Here is a 17402-nt window from a genome sequence, read left to right on the forward strand (position 1 = left end):
CTGGAGAAAATCCGTGCCGGACGATTACCTGGGCGCCGCATCCGGCGCCATCGAGGAAGCCTGCCAACCCATTACCGGTTCCCGCAAGATCTACGTGACCGGCAGCCGTGCCGATCTGCGCGTGCCCATGCGCGAGATCGCCCAGCATCCGACCCTGCTGGCCAGTGGCGCCAGCGAGGAAAATCCGCCGTTGGCAGTGTATGACACCTCGGGCCCTTATACCGATACAACGGCGCACATCGACATACGCAAGGGGCTGGCGCCGGTGCGCGCTGCCTGGATCGCCGAGCGAGGCGATACGGAGCAACTGGAGGGACTGACGTCCGAATACGGCCGTCGTCGCGCCCGGGATGTGGCCACTGCCGGGCTGCGCTTCCCCGATGAGCGCCGCCCGTTGAAAGCCCGCGCGGGCGCCAATGTCACCCAGATGCACTATGCCCGTCAGGGTATTGTCACGCCGGAAATGGAATACATTGCCATCCGCGAGAACCAGAACCTGGCAGCAGCCCGTGCCGCCGGGCTGCCGGTGAACCAGCATCCGGGCCAGTCGCTGGGCGCGTCCATTCCTGCGGAGATCACGCCGGAGTTCGTGCGCGATGAAGTCGCCCGTGGCCGGGCAGTGATTCCAGCCAACATCAATCATCCGGAAATCGAGCCGATGATCATCGGCCGCAACTTTCTCACCAAGATCAATGCCAATATCGGCAACTCGGCGGTGACCTCGTCCATCGAGGAAGAAGTGGCGAAGATGACCTGGGCCACCCGTTGGGGCGGTGATACGGTGATGGATCTGTCCACGGGCGCCAACATCCACGAGACGCGAGAGTGGATCCTGCGCAATTCGCCCGTGCCGATCGGCACGGTGCCGATCTACCAGGCGCTGGAAAAGGTCAACGGCGTAGCCGAAGACCTGACCTGGGAGATCTTCCGCGACACCCTGATCGAGCAGGCCGAGCAGGGGGTGAGCTACTTCACCATCCATGCTGGTGTGTTGCTGCGCTACGTGCCGCTGACCGCGAAGCGCGTGACTGGCATCGTCTCACGCGGCGGCTCGATCATGGCCAAATGGTGCCTGGCGCACCACAAGGAAAGCTTCCTCTACACCCATTTCGAGGACATCTGCGAGATCATGAAGGCCTATGACGTGACCTTCAGCCTCGGTGACGGCCTGCGTCCCGGGTGTATTGCGGACGCCAACGACGAGGCCCAGTTCGCCGAACTGCGTACCCTGGGTGAACTCACCCAGGTCGCCTGGAAGCACGATGTGCAGGTGATGATCGAAGGGCCGGGCCATGTGCCCATGCACATGATCAAGGCCAACATGGAAGAGCAGTTGAAGTGGTGCCACGAGGCGCCGTTCTACACCCTGGGGCCGCTGACCATTGATATTTCGCCGGGCTACGACCACATCGCCAGCGCCATCGGTGCCGCCATGATCGGCTGGTACGGCACGGCGATGCTCTGCTACGTCACGCCGAAAGAGCACCTGGGTTTGCCGAACCGGGAAGACGTGAAAGAAGGCATTATCGCCTACAAGATCGCTGCCCACGCGGCCGACCTGGCCAAGGGGCACCCGGGCGCCCAGTTGCGCGACAATGCGCTGTCCAAGGCGCGCTTCGAGTTCCGCTGGGAGGATCAGTTCAACCTGTCCCTGGACCCTGACCGCGCCCGCGCCTACCACGACGAAACCATGCCCAAGCAAGCCCATAAGGTGGCGCATTTCTGCTCCATGTGCGGGCCCAAGTTCTGTTCCATGAAGATCAGCCAGGAAGTGCGGGACTACGCTGCGGCTCAGGAAGAGGCAGAAAGCGGCATGCAGGAGAAGGCTGACGAATTCCGCCGCAGCGGCGCGCAGTTGTACCACAAGGCGGATGGCTGAGCGGCCGGGCGCGCACGGCTTCGGCCCGCAGGATGTGGAGATCCTGTCGCGGGAGAGTCCCTTCAGGGGCTTCTTCCGGCTGGATCGCCTGCGCCTGCGGCACCGGCTGTTTGCCGGCGGCTGGAGTCGTGAGCTCACCCGTGAGCTGTTTGTCCGCACCGAGGCCGCCGGGGTGCTGCCCTGGGACCCGGTGCGCGATGAGGTGTTGCTGATCGAGCAGTTCCGCGCCGGGGCGCTGGATTACCGGGATACGCCCTGGTGCCTGGAAGTGATTGCCGGTATTGCGGATCAGCAGGGCGAGTCCCTTGAAGACATGATTCGCCGGGAAGCGCAGGAAGAGGCGGGCCTGACCCTGGAGGCGCTGATCCCGCTGCCGAGCTATCTCGTCAGCCCGGGTGGCAGCAACGAGCGCATGACGCTGTTCTTCGCCGTGACGGATCTGTCTGCAGCAGGCGGCCTGCACGGGAATGCGGCGGAAGGCGAGGATATCCGGGTGCTGCGTGTGCCGCTGGCGGAGATCCCGGCGTTGATGGAGGCCGGCCGGCTGGACAATGCCCCGTGCCTGATTGCCCTGCAGTGGCTGCAGCTCCATCATGCCGCGCTGCGGCGCCAGTACCTGTCCGTGCACGACACTTGCCCTGACTCGCCCCTTGCAGGCGGCCCCCGGGAGAACAGATGAGCACTATGACCCGGCGCCAACGGTATCGCGTCGATCTGCGCGAGATGATGGTGCAGTGCGAGACCAATTACCTGCACCTGATGCGGTTGATGCCGCTGCTGCAGGAGCGGGACGCCGTGCACCTGACCCTGCCGGCGTCAGACCAGTCGCCGCGAGGCGTGGCGGTGCGGGTGCTGGAGCGCTGCCGTTATACCACGGTGCTGGAACTCGAGCCCGAGCGCCTGCATGCCCTGCTGCCGGTGCCCGCCCTCACGATACGGCTCTACCATGATGCACGCAGCGCCGAGGTGACCGGCGCGCGCCCCTGGCAGCGGGTGCCCGCCCGGCACGACTATCCAAATCCGGGCATGCACCAGCAGGACGAGAAGCTGCAATGGAATCGCCACCTGGCGGAATGGTTGCGCCATGTGAACGATCACGGTGGACTCCGGCCTGAGACCCGGAGCACGCGTCAGCAAGCCTGAATCCACCCGGTGGGGGCCGGGTGTGTGGGCTGGTCGCTGGAAATCGGCGCGAGCTTTGGTTTATAAGAAGGCTGAACGAAAAGGGAGCGGGGATATTGACGCACGTGGGTGAAAACAGGCCCCTGCGCGTGGTGCAGTTATCAGACTGTCACCTGTTCGCGGACGAAGCCGGCAAGTTGCTGGGTCTGGAGACACAAGACAGCCTTGAGCGGGTGCTGGCGCTGGTCCGTGCCGAGCAGCCGCACATGGATCTGTTGCTGGCTACCGGGGATCTGTCACAGGATGCCTCGCCGGAATCCTATCGTCGTCTGCGCCGGACCCTGGACGAGAAGCTGGCGCCGCTTGCGGCGCCGATCTACTGGCTGGAGGGCAACCACGACAAGCCGGCCCCGATGCTGTCTGCCTTGCAGGCTGACCCGTCCCATGTCAGCCCCTGCGTGGCCCGTTTTGGTAACTGGACCTTCGTGATGCTGGATTCGACCATTCCCGGTGAAGTGCCCGGTGAGTTGTTCGAGGCCGATCTGGCGTTCCTGGATCAGGCGCTGGCGGCCGCGGGCGAGGACCATGTCATGGTCTGCCTGCATCACCATCCGATTCCCATGGGCTGCGCCTGGCTGGACACCCAGGTGGTGGCCAGCGCGGACCGTTTCTTTGCCGTGCTCGACCGCTACCCCCGGGTGCGGGCGGTGATCTGGGGCCACGTACACCAGGAGTACGCGGGTGAGCGTCACGGCGTGGCCCTGTACTCGGTACCTTCCACCTGTGTGCAGTTCAAACCCGGCAGCGAGGATTTCGCTGTGGACGATACCGCCCCCGGTTACCGCTGGTTCGATCTTTATGCCGATGGTCGTATCGAGACACAGGTGTCCCGTGTCGAAGGCGTGCACTTCGAGGTGGACTTTTCGGTCAAGGGTTACTAGTGTCCGTGGCACCCCTCGCGGGGAGCTGATGCCACCGCACAGGAAACCCGATTATGGCCACCTCATCGCCATCACTGGTCTATATCCACGGCTTCAACAGTTCGCCGGCGTCGCTCAAGGCGCGCCTGCTGGTGGACTGGTTTCGCCGTCATGGCGCCGAAGACCGGATTCATGTGCCCGCGCTGCCGCCGGAACCCAAGCGGGCCATGGCGGTGCTGGAAAGTACCCTCGCCGGGGCCGGGCCTGCCGCGTTGGTGGGGTCCTCCCTGGGCGGCTTCTATGCCACCTGGCTGGCGGCACACCATGACCTGAAAGCCGTACTGATCAATCCCGCCGTGCGTCCCTGGGCCTTGCTGGGGGACTATGTGGGCGACATGGCCAACTACCATACCGGCGAGCCGTTTCACCTGGAGCAACACTGGGTGGATGAGCTGCGTGCCTATGAAGTGCCGCAGGTGGATGACCCGGAGCGTTTGCTGGTGCTGATGCAGACTGGCGACGACACGCTGGACTGGCGTGACACCTGGGACTTTTACGAAGACTGCCATCTGTACCGCGGATTGGGCGGTAGCCACGGATTTGATGACTTCGACGCCTTTATTCCGCTAGTGTTGCGGTTCTGTGGCATTGCCCTGAACTCCTGAGCAGGACATACATGAGCAACAATTATACAGCCGAGAATATCGAGGTCCTTTCGGGCCTGGACCCGGTGCGCAAACGCCCGGGCATGTACACCGACACTACCCGCCCCAACCATCTGGCCCAGGAAGTCATCGACAACAGCGTTGATGAAGCCCTGGCGGGTCATGCCCGCAGCGTCAAGGTGGTGCTCTACAAGGACGGTTCGGTATCGGTGGAAGACGACGGCCGCGGCATGCCCGTGGATATGCACCCGCAGCTGAAGAAACCCGGCGTGGAGGTCATCCTGTCCACGCTGCATTCCGGCGGCAAGTTCTCGAACAAGAACTATCAGTTCTCCGGTGGTTTGCACGGTGTCGGTGTGTCGGTGGTGAATGCGCTGTCGCGGCAACTGGAAATCACCGTGCGTCGCGACGGTCAGGTGCATCGCATGACCTTCGCCCATGGCGAAAAAACCAGCGATCTCGAAGTGATCGACACCTGCGGCAAGCGCAATACCGGCACGCGTCTGCATTTCTGGCCCGATGAACGCTATTTTGATTCGCCAAAAATTGCCGTGCCCCGACTGCGCCACCTGCTGCGCGCCAAGGCCGTGCTGTGCCCCGGTCTGGCGGTCACACTGGAAGACCAGATCAACGGCGAGAACGAAACCTGGCAGTACGCCGATGGCCTGGTGGAATACCTGGATGACGCCACGCGGGGCTGGGAAAAGCTGCCCGAGGCGCCCTTTACCGGCGTCATGCGGGGCGACACCGAAGCGGTAGACTGGGCGGTGCTGTGGTTGCCGGAAGGGGGCGAACTGGTGACCGAGTCCTACGTCAACCTGATTCCCACCCCGCAAGGAGGCACCCACGTCAACGGCCTGCGTGCCGGCTTGCTGGATGCCATGCGCGAGTACTGCGAATTCCGAAACCTGTTGCCGCGTGGCGTCAAACTGTCGCCAGAAGATATCTGGGATCGCGCCTGTCACGTACTCAGCGTCAAGATGCAGGACCCGCAATTTGCCGGGCAGACCAAAGAGCGCCTCAGTTCACGCGCGACGGCGGCGTTTGTTTCCGGTGTCGTCAAGGATGCCTTCAGCTTGTGGCTGAATCAGCACACGGACGAAGCGGGGCGACTGGCGGAGCTGTGCATCAGCAATGCCAACCGGCGCATGCGTGCGGCCAAGAAAGTGGCGCGCAAGAAGATCACCAGCGGCCCGGCGTTGCCTGGCAAGCTGGCGGACTGCGCCAGTGATGATCCGGCACGTACCGAGCTGTTCCTGGTGGAAGGGGATTCTGCAGGCGGTTCGGCCAAACAGGCCCGCAGCCGCGAGTTCCAGGCCATCATGCCGCTGCGCGGCAAGATTCTGAATTCCTGGGAAGTGGACTCCTCGGAAGTGCTCGCCTCGCAGGAAATTCATGACATCGCCGTGGCGCTGGGGATCGAACCCGGTTCGGACGACCTCAACGGTTTGCGTTACGGCAAGGTCTGCATTCTGGCCGACGCCGACTCTGACGGGCTGCACATCGCCACGCTGTTGTGCGCCCTGTTTGTGCGGCATTTTCCGACGCTGGTGCGTGAGGGACATGTGTTCGTGGCCATGCCACCGCTGTACCGCATTGATGTGGGCAAGGATGTCTACTACGCGCTGGACAAGGATGAGCGCCAGGGCATTCTGGATCGCATCACCGCCGAGAAGAAACGCGGCAAGGTGCAGGTGACGCGCTTCAAGGGGCTTGGTGAAATGAATCCGTTGCAGCTGCGTGAAACCACCATGGCGCCGGATACCCGCCGCCTGGTGCAACTGTCCATCGATGGGACCGACGATACCCATCAGATCATGGACATGCTGCTGTCGAAAAAACGGGCCGGGGACCGCAAGACCTGGCTGGAAGAAAAGGGCAATCTGGCCGAGATATAAGCCTCGGTAGCGAGTAATCCATGGCAGACGATTTCGAAAAAGTATCCCTCAAGGACTACACCGAGAAGGCATATCTGGACTACTCCATGTATGTCATTCTCGATCGGGCCTTGCCGCATATCGGTGATGGTCTGAAGCCGGTGCAGCGACGCATTGTCTATGCAATGAGCGAGCTGGGCCTGAAGAATACCTCCAAGTACAAGAAGTCCGCGCGTACCGTGGGTGATGTGCTGGGCAAATACCACCCGCATGGTGATTCGGCCTGTTATGAGGCCATGGTATTGATGGCGCAGCCATTCAGTTACCGCTATCCGCTGGTGGATGGGCAAGGTAACTGGGGCTCCACCGACGATCCCAAATCTTTTGCCGCCATGCGTTACACCGAGTCGCGCCTGGCGCCTTATGCAGAGGTGCTGCTGGCCGAACTGGGTCAGGGCACGGTGGAGTGGGTGCCGAACTTCGATGGCACCATGGATGAGCCCAAACTGCTGCCGGCGCGGTTGCCCAATGTGTTGCTCAACGGCACCACGGGTATTGCTGTGGGCATGAGTACGGATATTCCGCCGCACAACCTGCGCGAAGTGGCGAGCGCCTGTATTCATTTGCTGAAAGACCCCGGCGCGTCGCTGGATGATCTGATGGAGCATATCCAGGGGCCGGATTTCCCCACCCAGGCGGAAATCATCACGCCGCGTAACGACATCATCCGCATGTATGCCGAGGGCAAGGGCTCGGTCAAGCAGCGGGCGGTGTGGGAACGCGAGGAAGGCGACATCGTCATCACTGCGCTGCCGTACCAGGTATCCGGCGCCAAGGTGCTGGAACAGATTGCCGATCAGATGCAGAAGAAGAAGCTGCCGATGGTCAGCGATCTGCGCGATGAGTCCGACCATGAGAACCCGACGCGACTGATTATTACACCGCGCTCCAGCCGGATTGATGTCGAGCAGTTGATGGGGCATCTGTTTGCCACCACCGACCTGGAAAAGAACTACCGCATCAACCTGAACATGATCGGCATCGATGGTCGCCCCCGGGTGAAGTCGCTGGACACCATTCTCAATGAATGGCTCCAGTACCGCATGATCACCGTGCGCCGCCGGTTGCAGCATCGCCTCGACAAGGTGCTGGATCGCCTGCATATCCTGGAAGGTCTGCTGGTGGCCTTCCTGAATATCGATGAAGTGATTCGCATCATCCGTTATGAAGATGAGCCCAAGGCCGTGCTGATGGAACGCTTCGGCATTTCCGACCGGCAGGCCGAAGCGATCCTGGAACTGAAACTGCGTCACCTCGCCAAGCTGGAAGAAATGAAGATTCGCGGCGAGCAGGATGAGTTGCAGAAAGAGCGCGAAGGGCTGGAAGCCACGCTGGGCTCCATGACGAAGATGAAAAATCTGGTGGCGCGCGAGTTGAAGCAGGATGCCGAGACTTTCGGGGACGCGCGTCGCTCGCCTCTGGTATCGCGCGCCGAAGCCCGGGCGCTGGATGAAACCGAGCTGGTATCGGCCGATCCGGTCACGGTGGTGTTGTCAGAGAAGGGCTGGGTGCGTGCCGCCAAAGGGCATGATGTGGATGCGGTGGCCCTGAGTTACAAGACCGGTGACGGCTTCCTGTCTGCGGCACAGGGCAAGTCGAATCAGGCGGTCTGCTTTCTCGATAGCACGGGCCGCAGTTATTCGTTGCCCGCACATACCTTGCCGTCGGCACGTGGTCAGGGCGAACCGCTGTCTGGCCGGCTCAACCCGCCCAGCGGGGCGAGTTTTGTCGCGGCACTGATGGGCCAGGACACGTCGGCCTGGTTGCTGGCCAGCGACGCCGGTTACGGCTTTATTGCCAGGCTGGGTGATATGCAGGCGAACAAGAAGGCGGGCAAGACCGTGCTGACCGTGCCCAAGGGCGCGCGCGTGCTGGCGCCGCAGCCGGTACGCCGTGTCGAGGACGACCTGATTGCAGTCCTGTCCAACGAAGGGCGCCTGCTGGTGTTCCCGGTGAGTGAGCTGCCGGAGATGCCGCGAGGCAAGGGCAACAAGATGATGTCGATCCCGTCGGCGCGGGTGCAGGAGCGGCTGGAGTTTGTGGTGGCAGCGCAGGTGCTGGCGCCGGCGGATACGCTGCTGATCTATGCAGGCAAGCGGCACATCGGTTTGCGAGCGTCGGACCTGGAGCATTACTTCGGTGAGCGGGGTCGGCGTGGTGCCAAGTTGCCACGTGGTTTCCAGAATGTGGACCGCATGGCGGTAGAGCGCAAGGACGACTGAACAAGGAGTGAAACCTGCCGGGCTTCGCGGTGCTCAGCCCGGCAGGTTTCTACTCAGGCAGAACCTGCCTCAGAAGCGGTAGCTCAACTGCGCAGATAACCCGTGCACATCGGTACTGAACGTACCGCTGTACCCGGGCCGCAGGGCCGCAGGGCCGGTGCTGTCTTCCTGTTCCACGGCCGCGTCACTCTCCCACAGATAGGCATAGCCCAGATCCAGTGTCAGGTCCGGATTCGGTGACCAGCCGGCGCCGATGGCCAGCACCTTGCGGTGACCGTAGGGCACGCGCACGCTGCGGTCCTGGCTGGTGGCCGGTGATTCATCCAGTGCAAACCCGGCGCGCAAGATCCACTGTTCGTCGAGCTGATAGGACGCGCCGAACGACACCGCCAGCGTGTCGCGGAAGCGGATTTCTTCAGACGTTACGGCCAGTGCGCCCTGGGCGCCCTCATTTTCCACATCGATACGCTGCAAGCGGCTCCAGCGGGTCCATACTGCGCCACCATGCAGCGTCCAGCGCTCGTCCAGCGCATGGCTGACCGAGGCGGCCACATGCTCTGGTGTGGTGAAATCCAGCTGCGCGTCGTAGCGGCCGTTGACCAGGCCGAAAGCGGCTGCGGCAGGGTCCATGTCTTCCAGCGTGGTGTGGCCTTCGAGGGTGTAATCCACCTTGGAATAGTAGGTGAGGCCTACCGTGGTGCCGTCGAGGACGTCGGCCATCACGCCCAGGTTGTAGCCGTAACCGTAGTCGTCACCTTCGCTGGTCAGTGTAGCGTCCGTCAGATTGGTGCCGCCCGAGATCGTGGCGTTGCTGAAATTATTGCTCAGCGTGCCGTCGATGCGATTGAAAGTAATCCCCGCACCGACGGAAATACGATCATTGAAGCGATAGCTGATGGTGGGCTGCACGGTGATGACACGGACTTCGGTCTCCAGCCCCTGGTAGCGGCCCTGGAAGGTGTCTTCGTAATCCGCATGGCCGCCAAACGGGGCATAGGCACCAATGCCGAAGTGCCAGTTGTCGTCGATCGGCGTGACGTAATAGCCGAACGGAATGGTCGAGGTGGGCACCATGTTGCCCTGATTGGTGCCGGGCGCGTCGCCTTGTGCGTCCTTGATATCGACATTCGGTGCCAGCACGGCGAGGCCGCCGCTGACCTGGGCACGGTTGAGGCGCGACATGCCGGCCGGGTTGCCGTACAGGGTGCTGGCGTCCAGTGCGGAGGACGCTCGGCCCGCATAGGCGGTGCCCATGCCGCTGGCGCTTTGCTCATTCAGCGACAGGCCGCCAGCGAGACTCTGGCCACTGGCCAGGATCAGGGCGCCGGTCAGCGCGGACAGGGAAAAAGGATAAATTCTGGACATAAGGCTCTCCCAGCGCCTGCCTGCGAGCAGGCGCACTTCTGGTCATTATCTAGAGACGACATCGCGAGATACCGCGAAAAAAATGTCGATGTGACGTGCAGAAACAGGCTGCACAAGAATCACAAGGCACTCCGGCCTTAAAACGTTGTAGCGCTCCAGCATGGCATTGTTCTACGACTCAGTCCCTGAGTGTTTCACATTGTAACCGACCAAGCGCATGACCGGGCGGTTTCCTGAGGGGTAACTGTAAAAAACAGGGAAATGTGAACCGTGTCTGACTTACCGGAACGCGTCGATTTCGCTGCGGCCGAGCGCGCGCCAATGGCCTTCCGGCAATTCGGCATCCAGCTCGACCGCCCCGATGGCCTCGCGGTGCAACGCCACCACGTGGTTGCCCACGGCGGCCAGCATGCGTTTCACCTGGTGATAGCGGCCCTCGCTGATGGTCAGGCTCAGCCGGGTGTCATTCAGCGGTGTGACCACGGCAGGCCGGGTCGGGGTGGGGTCATCGCGCAGCACAACGCCGGCAGCGAGCTGCGCCAGTGCTTCGGCGGTCAGTGGCCGTGCGGTATCCACGCGGTAGCGCTTCGGGCAATGGCTGTTGGGGGAGGTGATGCGATGCGACCACTGGCCATCGCTGGTCAGCAGCACCAGCCCGGTGGTGTCCAGATCCAGCCGCCCGGCACTGTGCAGGTCGCGGCGCAGCGCAGCGGGGATCAGGTCGAGCACGGTGCGATGGCCCGGATCGTCGGTGGAGCAGACGACCCCGGCGGGCTTGTGCAGCATCAGATACTGATGCCCGGGCAGTGTCAGGGGGGCATCATCCAGATACACGGTTTCACCAGAGAGCTTCAGGTTGGCGCGCACGCGCGGCTGGCCGTCCACGCGCACCGCGCCGCGGCGAATCAGATCCCGCACCTGACTGCGGGTCAGGCCGGTGGCATGGGCAACGAAGTAATCCAGACGCATGGCGCGGAGTGTAATCTCTGCATGACCAGGTGTCTGCTCACGACGTCATCAAGGGTCATTGTGGCGGGTAAAGGGGGAGCGGTAGTCTCTGTGCACGCGCGACGCGCCAAACCTGATCAGGAGAGAGACCCATGGCCACTGCCTACATTGTTGATGCTGTTCGTACCGCCGGGGGGCGCCGCAACGGACGCCTGAGCCGCAAGCATCCCGCCGATCTGGGCGGTATCGTGATCGATGCGCTGCTGGACCGCACCGGCGTGCCGCCGGAAAAGATCGACGATGTCATCTATGGCTGCGTCAGCCAGATCGGGCCCCAGACCTTCAACATTGCCCGCACGTCGATTCTCAGCTCGAAGCTGCCGGAATCCGTGCCCGGCGTGTCCATTGACCGTCAGTGTGGTTCGTCCCAGCAGTCCATTCACTTCGCCGCGCAGGCCGTGCTCTCCGGCACCCAGGACCTGATCATTGCGGGCGGGGTGGAATCGATGAGCCAGGTGCCTATTGGCGCGCCACTGACCGTAGCCAAGGAGCTGGGCAACCCGTTTACCGGCGAAATCGGCAAGCGCTATCCGGGTGAAACCTTCAGCCAGTTCGTCGGTGCCGAGCGCATGGCGAGCAAGTACGGCGTGACCCGCGAAGAGCTGGCGAAATTCGCCTACGCCAGCCACGTCAATGGTGCGGCTGCCACCAAAGCGGGCAAGTTCAAGGAAGAGATCGTGCCCATCGAGGTGGATATCGAGGGCGAGAAACTGGTGCATGACACCGACGAAGGCATTCGCTGGGAACCGGACTACGAGGCCATGCTGAGCCTTGAGCCGCTGCAACCCGGCGGTGTGATTTCAGCGGCCTTCGCCAGCCAGATTTGCGACGGCGCTTCGGCGGTGCTGATCGCCAGCGAGGCGGCGGTGAAGGAATATGGTCTCAAGCCGCTGGCGAAGATCCACACCATGGCGGTAGTGGGCAGTGATCCGACGATGGTGCTTGAAGGGCCGATCCCGGCCACCGAGAAGGTGCTCAAACAGGCGGGCATGACCATTGACCAGATCGACCTGTACGAAGTGAACGAAGCCTTCGGCTCGGTGCCGCTGGCCTGGGCCAAGGCTATCGGGGCTGATCTGGACAAGCTCAACGTCAACGGCGGCGCCCAGGCGCTGGGGCATCCGCTGGGCGCCACCGGCACCAAGCTGATGGCCACGCTGGTGCATGAACTGCGTCGTCGCGGTGGCCGCTATGGCCTTCTGGCCATCTGCGAGGGGCTCGGCACGGCCAATGCCACCATTATCGAGGTGGTATAAGGTCCCCGGATCGAGAGATTGTTTCAGGAAGGACTGAGCCCATGACCGTTGCATTGCCGCTCGCCGCTGCGCACCCCCTGCGCAGTGGCACCGTGACCACGCCGCAAGGCATTGAACTGTGCTACGACGAGCGTGGCCCGGAGGATGGCACGCCGCTGTTGTTTGTCATGGGCCTGTCAGCCCAGATGGTGTTCTGGCCCGCGCCGCTGCTGGATGATCTGGCGGCGCGCGGGTTTCGCGTGATTCGCTTCGATAACCGCGACGTCGGCTTGTCCACGAAGCTGCGCGGTGCCATCCGGCACTCGCCTGCTGCCGCCATCGCCCGCGCCACCCTGGGCCTCAAGGTGCATGCGCCCTATACGTTGCACGATATGGTGGACGATACCTGCGCCGTGCTGGATACCCTCGAGATCGAACGTGCCCACCTGATCGGCGTGTCCATGGGCGGCATGATCAGCCAGTTGATGGCGGCTACCCGGGCGCAGCGGGTGGCCAGCCTGACCTCGATCATGTCCGGCACCAACAGCCGCTGGTTGCCACCGCCGAAACCGGCCGCGCTGAAGACTCTGGTGGCGCCGCGTGTGCGTATCGAGAACCGCGAGCAATACATCGCCTTCGGCCACGAGATGATGAAACGGATTGGCGGCACCCTTGATCCGGGCGCGCAACTGGTCGAGCAGATGTTCGGCGAAAGCTGGGAGCGCGGTCTCTACCCGCGCGGTATTCGCCAGCAGTTCTTTGCCATCCTGGCCACCGGCGACCTGACGCGCTATGTGAAAACGATCCGCTGCCCCGCCACGATCATCCACGGTGCCGAAGACCCGCTGATCCGGCCCGCTGGCGGCAAGGCCTCGGCAAAGCATATCCCCGGCGCCCGCCTGCACATGATTCCGGGCATGGGCCACGACCTGCCGGAAAGCGTGCTGCCGCAGATCGCCGACCTGATCGAGGACACCGCCGGCAGGGTTTCCGCCTGACCGCTCACTCAAGCCGGGGCGGTTGTCCGTAGCGGCGCCGCTCTGCGATCCACTCCACCTGTGTCTGGGCGGCGCGTTCGCCATCCATGGCGTCAAGGATCTCGAAGTAATTCTGACGAAAGCGATCCGCCATCACCGTTTCGCGCGGGTTGATGCGCACCGCGTAAACCGTTTGCACGTTCTGGTGATCGAAGGCGCGCCACTGTTGTTCGTCTTTCAGCAGGCTGTAGCGATGGCCTTCCAGGGCCGCGATCAGACGCTCACTGTCGAAGCTGCGGGCCCGTTCAACGGCGTCGCGCCATTGGTAAACGATGCTGTAGGCCGAGGCGGCCGACGTGGACGGGTAGGTCTCGTAGCGTTCGGCAAAGGCATTCACAAAGGCCTGTCCGCGCGGGTAGTCGTAGTGGAAGGGTACATTCCAGGTCCAGGGCGAGGCGCCCAGCACCCCGGCCATGATGCCCGGGCCGGCCTGCTCCACCATGCTCAGGGTCAGGTTGGGCACCACGATCTGCATGCGCCGGGTCAGGCCCATTTCATGGGCAATGCGCATCGCGGTCACCATCTGGTTGCCGAACAGCACCATCACCAGCACCTCGGCTTCGCTCTCGGCCGCTTCGGTCAGTGCGGCCTGGATCTGCCGATAGCGACCGCCGGGGAAGGGGATCATGGTGCGACCATGATCCCCTTCGCTTTCGGTGTCGGTGAAACGGCGCATCGACGCTTCGGTGGTGTGGCCCCAGGTGTAATCGGCAGTGATGTAGAAATAGCGCTGGTCGGCAAAGTGCTCGCGCAGATGTTGCCCCAGCACCCGTGAGGACATCCAGGCGTTGTAGCACTCGCGGAACATATAGCGGTGGCCGTCCTTGCCGGTGGTGTCATTGGAGTAGGTGAGGGTGCCGAAATAGAGCAGGCCCCGCTGGCGGGCGCGCTGACCGGCGGCCACGGCGACCGCGCTGGAGGAGCCACCGAACAGCATGCGCGCGCCCTGGTCGGCCAACTGGTCCACATTGTCGGCGGCCTGGGCCGGGCGTGAGGCGGTGTCGGCTTCCAGCAGCGTAATGGGGCGCCCCAGCACGCCACCCGCGGCATTGATTTCATCGATGGCCATCAGCGCGCCGCGCATCTGCATCAGGCCTTCCTGGCTGTATTCGCCGCTACGTGGGTAATTGATGCCGATGGCCACCGGCGGGGCGGCGCTGACGGTCAGTGAGGCAAGCAAGGTCACGCCGGCACACAGCAGTGTCGACAGACCATGGCGGGCATGGCGCATGGTGATTTCCCCCGTTCTTGTTGTATCCATGCTCAACAAGTACCACGCGCGCTCCCGGCGTCAGTATTAGTCGTTGGTAGGGGGATCAGGACGAGGATCAGGTCAGTATCAGGCGATATCGCCGGGGAAGGCCAACACCTCGCGGATACTGGTGGCGCCCAGTTGGCACATCAGCAGGCGGTCCAGACCGAGGGCGACACCGGCACAGTCGGGCAGGCCTTGCGCCAGTGCCGCCAGCAGATGAGGGTCGCCTTGCATGCTCGGCAGGGCCGCCGCGTCACGTCGTTGCTGATCTGCGTCGAAGCGCCGCGCCTGTTCGGCCGCGTCGGTCAGTTCGTGATACCCGTTGGCCAGTTCCATGGCGCCGTAATAGATCTCGAAGCGCTCGGCGACGAGCTCGCCGTCGTGGTCCGGGGTGGTGCGCGCCAGCGCTGCGGCCCAGCCGGGGTAGTGGCTGATCACCGTCAGTGTATGGGCGGGCAGGGCGGCCTCGATGCGCGTGGCCATCAGGTAATCCACCAGCGCGGCGCGGTCCAGATGCGCAGGCAATTCCTCTGCGCTGGCACGGTACAGCGCATCCAGCGAGGCCTGCACAGGGTCCAGGCCGGTCACCGCCTGGAACAGATCACGGAACCGATGTTGCTGTACCGGGGGCTGACGGAGCTGCGCCGCCAGCAGGGTCACCGTTTCGTCGATCAGCGCTTGCAGGTCAAAGCCGGGGCGATACCACTCCAGCAAGGTGAACTCCGGGTTGTGGCGTTGCCCGGCTTCGCCGTCACGGAAGGCGTGGCTGATCTGATAGAGCGGGCCACAGCCGGCGGCCAGTAGCCGCTTCATATGGTATTCCGGCGAGGATTGCAGGTAGCCATAGCCCGGGACGGCGATGCAGGGAATATGCGGATCGGTCACGCCGTGGGCGGCCAGCACCGGGGTGCTGACTTCCATCACCTCGCGTGCGGCAAAAAAGGCGCGGACGGCCGCATACAACTGCGCCCGGGCCTTGAGAGCCCGGGCGCTGCCAGTGGGTCGCCAGCGGTCGTCGGTCATCAGCCCTTGACGCGGTTGACGTACTCGCCGGTGCGGGTATCGACCTTGACCACTTCGCCGGTCTGCACAAACAATGGCACCCGTACGGTGGCGCCGGTGGACAGCTTGGCGGGCTTGCCGCCCGTGCCCGCAGTGTCGCCCTTGAGGCCGGGGTCAGTCTCGACGATTTCCAGCTCGACGAAATTCGGCGGCAGCACGGCCAGCGGCGCGCCGTTGTACAGGGTCACGGTGCACAGGTCTTCTTCCTTGAGCCATTGAATGGCGTCGCGCACGGCGGATTCATCGGCGGGCAGCTGCTCGAAAGATTCGGGGTTCATGAAGTGCCAGAACTCGCCATCGCTGTAGAGGTACTGCATCTCCACATCCATGACGTCAGCGCCTTCAAGGCTCTCGCCGGACTTGAAGGTGCGCTCCCAGATCTTGCCGGAACGCAGATTGCGCAGCTTGACGCGATTGAAGGCCTGGCCCTTGCCGGGCTTGACGAATTCGTTCTCGACGATGGCGCAGGGATCGCCGTCCAGCATCACTTTCAGGCCGGACTTGAATTCGTTGGTAGAATAGCTCGCCATGTAGACACCCACAGTGAAACGCGAATAAGGGCGGCAATGATAACGCAGCAGAGGCAGACTTGGCAGACCATGACGACAAGCCAGTGGCGCGGGGCGGTATGACCGCTGAAGACGCCCGCCGTATCCGGCTCCAGGCCGAGGTGTCGCCGTCCTGGGAGCAGGCTCAGGCCGATACCATCACGGCGGTGACAGAACTGCTGGCGGGACTGGGGCTGGTGGCCGCAGACCTGCCGGCGTCGTTACGCGCTGCGGCCGATTTCCCGCTGCGCGTGCCGCGCAGCTATGCCGCCCGCATCCTGCCGGGCGACCCCGATGACCCGTTGCTGCGTCAGGTGCTGGCAGCGCCGGAGGAGGTAGAGGCGGTACCGGGTTACACCCCGGACCCGTTGGCGGAAGCGGCGCACACCCCGGTGCCGGGCGTGCTGCACAAGTACCACGGGCGTGTGCTGCTGGTGGTGACCGGTGCCTGCGCCGTACATTGCCGCTACTGTTTTCGGCGGCATTTTCCCTACAACGACCATATGCCTACCCCGCAGCGGCTGTCGCAGGCGCTGGACTGGCTGGCGGCGCAGCCGGATGTCAGCGAGGTGATTCTCTCCGGCGGTGACCCGTTGAGCCTGAGTGACCGCCGCCTGCTCGGGCTGCTGGATGCATTGGCTGGCATGCCCCATCTGCGTCGGTTGCGTATCCACAGCCGTCTGCCGGTGGTGATTCCGGGGCGCATGACGCCCCGGTTGGTGCAGGCGCTGGCTGACCCGCGCTGGCAGAGTGTGCTGGTGTTGCATGCCAATCATGCCCGCGAACTGGCGGCTGGCCTGGGGGATGAGCTGGCACCACTGCGGCGCGCGGGGGTCACACTGCTGAATCAGGCCGTTTTGCTGCGAGGGGTGAACGACAGCCTGGCGGATCAGGTGGCGCTGAGTGAGGCCCTGTTTGCGGCCGGGGTGCTGCCTTACTACCTGCATCAACTGGACCGCGTGGCGGGTGCGGCGCATTTTGCGGTGCCCGACAGCGACGCGTTGGCGCTACAGCAGGCGTTGCGTGGTCGCCTGCCCGGGTATCTGGTGCCGCGGCTGGTCCGCGAAGTCGCCGGGGATGCCGCCAAGACGCCGCTGCATGAGGCGTTATAAGCGGTTCTGGCACCTTGGTCATAAAATCGTCAATT

General features: G+C 63.5%; 15 protein-coding genes. 10 read left to right on the forward strand and 5 right to left on the reverse strand.

Going from position 1 to position 17402, the window contains the following annotated elements; genetic code table 11:
• Window positions 1–13 precede the first annotated feature (13 nt).
• The 7 genes from thiC (at window position 14) to parC (ending at window position 8745) form a co-directional block, all read left to right on the forward strand.
• On the forward strand, window positions 14–1879 hold the full coding sequence (gene thiC, locus DKW65_RS01605; protein WP_111655613.1) for a phosphomethylpyrimidine synthase ThiC: 1866 nt from the start codon (window positions 14–16) through the stop codon (window positions 1877–1879).
• Window positions 1872–2558: an NUDIX domain-containing protein gene (locus tag DKW65_RS01610; RefSeq protein ID WP_111655614.1), complete on the forward strand. Its 687-nt coding sequence runs from the start codon at window positions 1872–1874 to the stop codon at window positions 2556–2558. Before thiC ends, DKW65_RS01610 begins: the two co-directional genes overlap by 8 nt.
• Entirely contained in the window at window positions 2555–3022 is a 468-nt protein-coding gene (locus DKW65_RS01615; RefSeq protein ID WP_245932368.1) for a DUF1249 domain-containing protein, read from the forward strand. Before DKW65_RS01610 ends, DKW65_RS01615 begins: the two co-directional genes overlap by 4 nt.
• A gap of 104 nt (window positions 3023–3126) precedes the next feature.
• On the forward strand, window positions 3127–3942 hold the full coding sequence (gene cpdA, locus DKW65_RS01620; protein ID WP_342767575.1) for a 3',5'-cyclic-AMP phosphodiesterase: 816 nt from the start codon (window positions 3127–3129) through the stop codon (window positions 3940–3942).
• 53 nt (window positions 3943–3995) lie between these two features.
• On the forward strand, window positions 3996–4586 hold the full coding sequence (locus DKW65_RS01625; protein WP_111655616.1) for a YqiA/YcfP family alpha/beta fold hydrolase: 591 nt from the start codon (window positions 3996–3998) through the stop codon (window positions 4584–4586).
• Between the two features lie 11 nt (window positions 4587–4597).
• Window positions 4598–6484, forward strand: a complete 1887-nt coding sequence (parE, locus tag DKW65_RS01630) for a DNA topoisomerase IV subunit B (protein WP_111655617.1) — start codon at window positions 4598–4600, stop codon at window positions 6482–6484.
• A gap of 20 nt (window positions 6485–6504) precedes the next feature.
• Entirely contained in the window at window positions 6505–8745 is a 2241-nt protein-coding gene (parC, locus tag DKW65_RS01635) for a DNA topoisomerase IV subunit A (protein WP_111655618.1), read from the forward strand.
• Window positions 8746–8814: 69 nt separating this feature from the next.
• Here parC and DKW65_RS01640 read toward each other — a convergent pair whose 3' ends face one another.
• Together DKW65_RS01640 and DKW65_RS01645 are read right to left on the reverse strand one after the other, a co-directional pair.
• Entirely contained in the window at window positions 8815–10110 is a 1296-nt protein-coding gene (locus DKW65_RS01640) for an OmpP1/FadL family transporter (protein WP_111655619.1), read from the reverse strand.
• Between the two features lie 279 nt (window positions 10111–10389).
• A complete protein-coding gene (locus DKW65_RS01645) occupies window positions 10390–11079 on the reverse strand; it encodes a pseudouridine synthase (RefSeq protein WP_111655620.1) in 690 nt (229 codons plus the stop codon).
• Window positions 11080–11210: 131 nt separating this feature from the next.
• On the opposite strand from DKW65_RS01645, the gene DKW65_RS01650 reads away from it, so the two are divergent.
• Window positions 11211–12374 (forward strand): acetyl-CoA C-acyltransferase, encoded by a 1164-nt coding sequence (locus DKW65_RS01650; protein WP_111655621.1) that lies wholly within the window; start codon window positions 11211–11213, stop codon window positions 12372–12374.
• A gap of 41 nt (window positions 12375–12415) precedes the next feature.
• The gene (locus DKW65_RS01655; RefSeq protein ID WP_245932369.1) at window positions 12416–13351 is read left to right on the forward strand and encodes an alpha/beta fold hydrolase; all 936 of its coding nucleotides are present in this window, start codon (window positions 12416–12418) and stop codon (window positions 13349–13351) included.
• Between the two features lie 4 nt (window positions 13352–13355).
• Here the strand turns inward: DKW65_RS01655 and DKW65_RS01660 are convergent, their stop codons facing one another.
• The 3 genes from DKW65_RS01660 to efp form a co-directional block, all read right to left on the reverse strand.
• Window positions 13356–14651 carry a substrate-binding protein gene (locus DKW65_RS01660; protein WP_245932370.1) on the reverse strand — a complete coding sequence of 432 codons (1296 nt, stop codon included), beginning with the start codon at window positions 14649–14651 and terminating at the stop codon, window positions 13356–13358.
• A 78-nt stretch (window positions 14652–14729) separates the two neighbouring features.
• Window positions 14730–15668 (reverse strand): EF-P lysine aminoacylase EpmA, encoded by a 939-nt coding sequence (gene epmA, locus DKW65_RS01665; protein WP_111655623.1) that lies wholly within the window; start codon window positions 15666–15668, stop codon window positions 14730–14732.
• Window positions 15668–16237 (reverse strand): elongation factor P, encoded by a 570-nt coding sequence (gene efp, locus DKW65_RS01670; RefSeq protein ID WP_111655624.1) that lies wholly within the window; start codon window positions 16235–16237, stop codon window positions 15668–15670. Before efp ends, epmA begins: the two co-directional genes overlap by 1 nt.
• 59 nt (window positions 16238–16296) lie before the next feature.
• Here efp and epmB point away from each other — a divergent pair, with 59 nt between their 5' ends.
• Window positions 16297–17367 carry an EF-P beta-lysylation protein EpmB gene (gene epmB / locus DKW65_RS01675; RefSeq protein WP_245932371.1) on the forward strand — a complete coding sequence of 357 codons (1071 nt, stop codon included), beginning with the start codon at window positions 16297–16299 and terminating at the stop codon, window positions 17365–17367.
• Window positions 17368–17402 lie beyond the last annotated feature (35 nt).

This window comes from Isoalcanivorax indicus, from assembly GCF_003259185.1.
Classification (GTDB): domain Bacteria; phylum Pseudomonadota; class Gammaproteobacteria; order Pseudomonadales; family Alcanivoracaceae; genus Isoalcanivorax; species Isoalcanivorax indicus.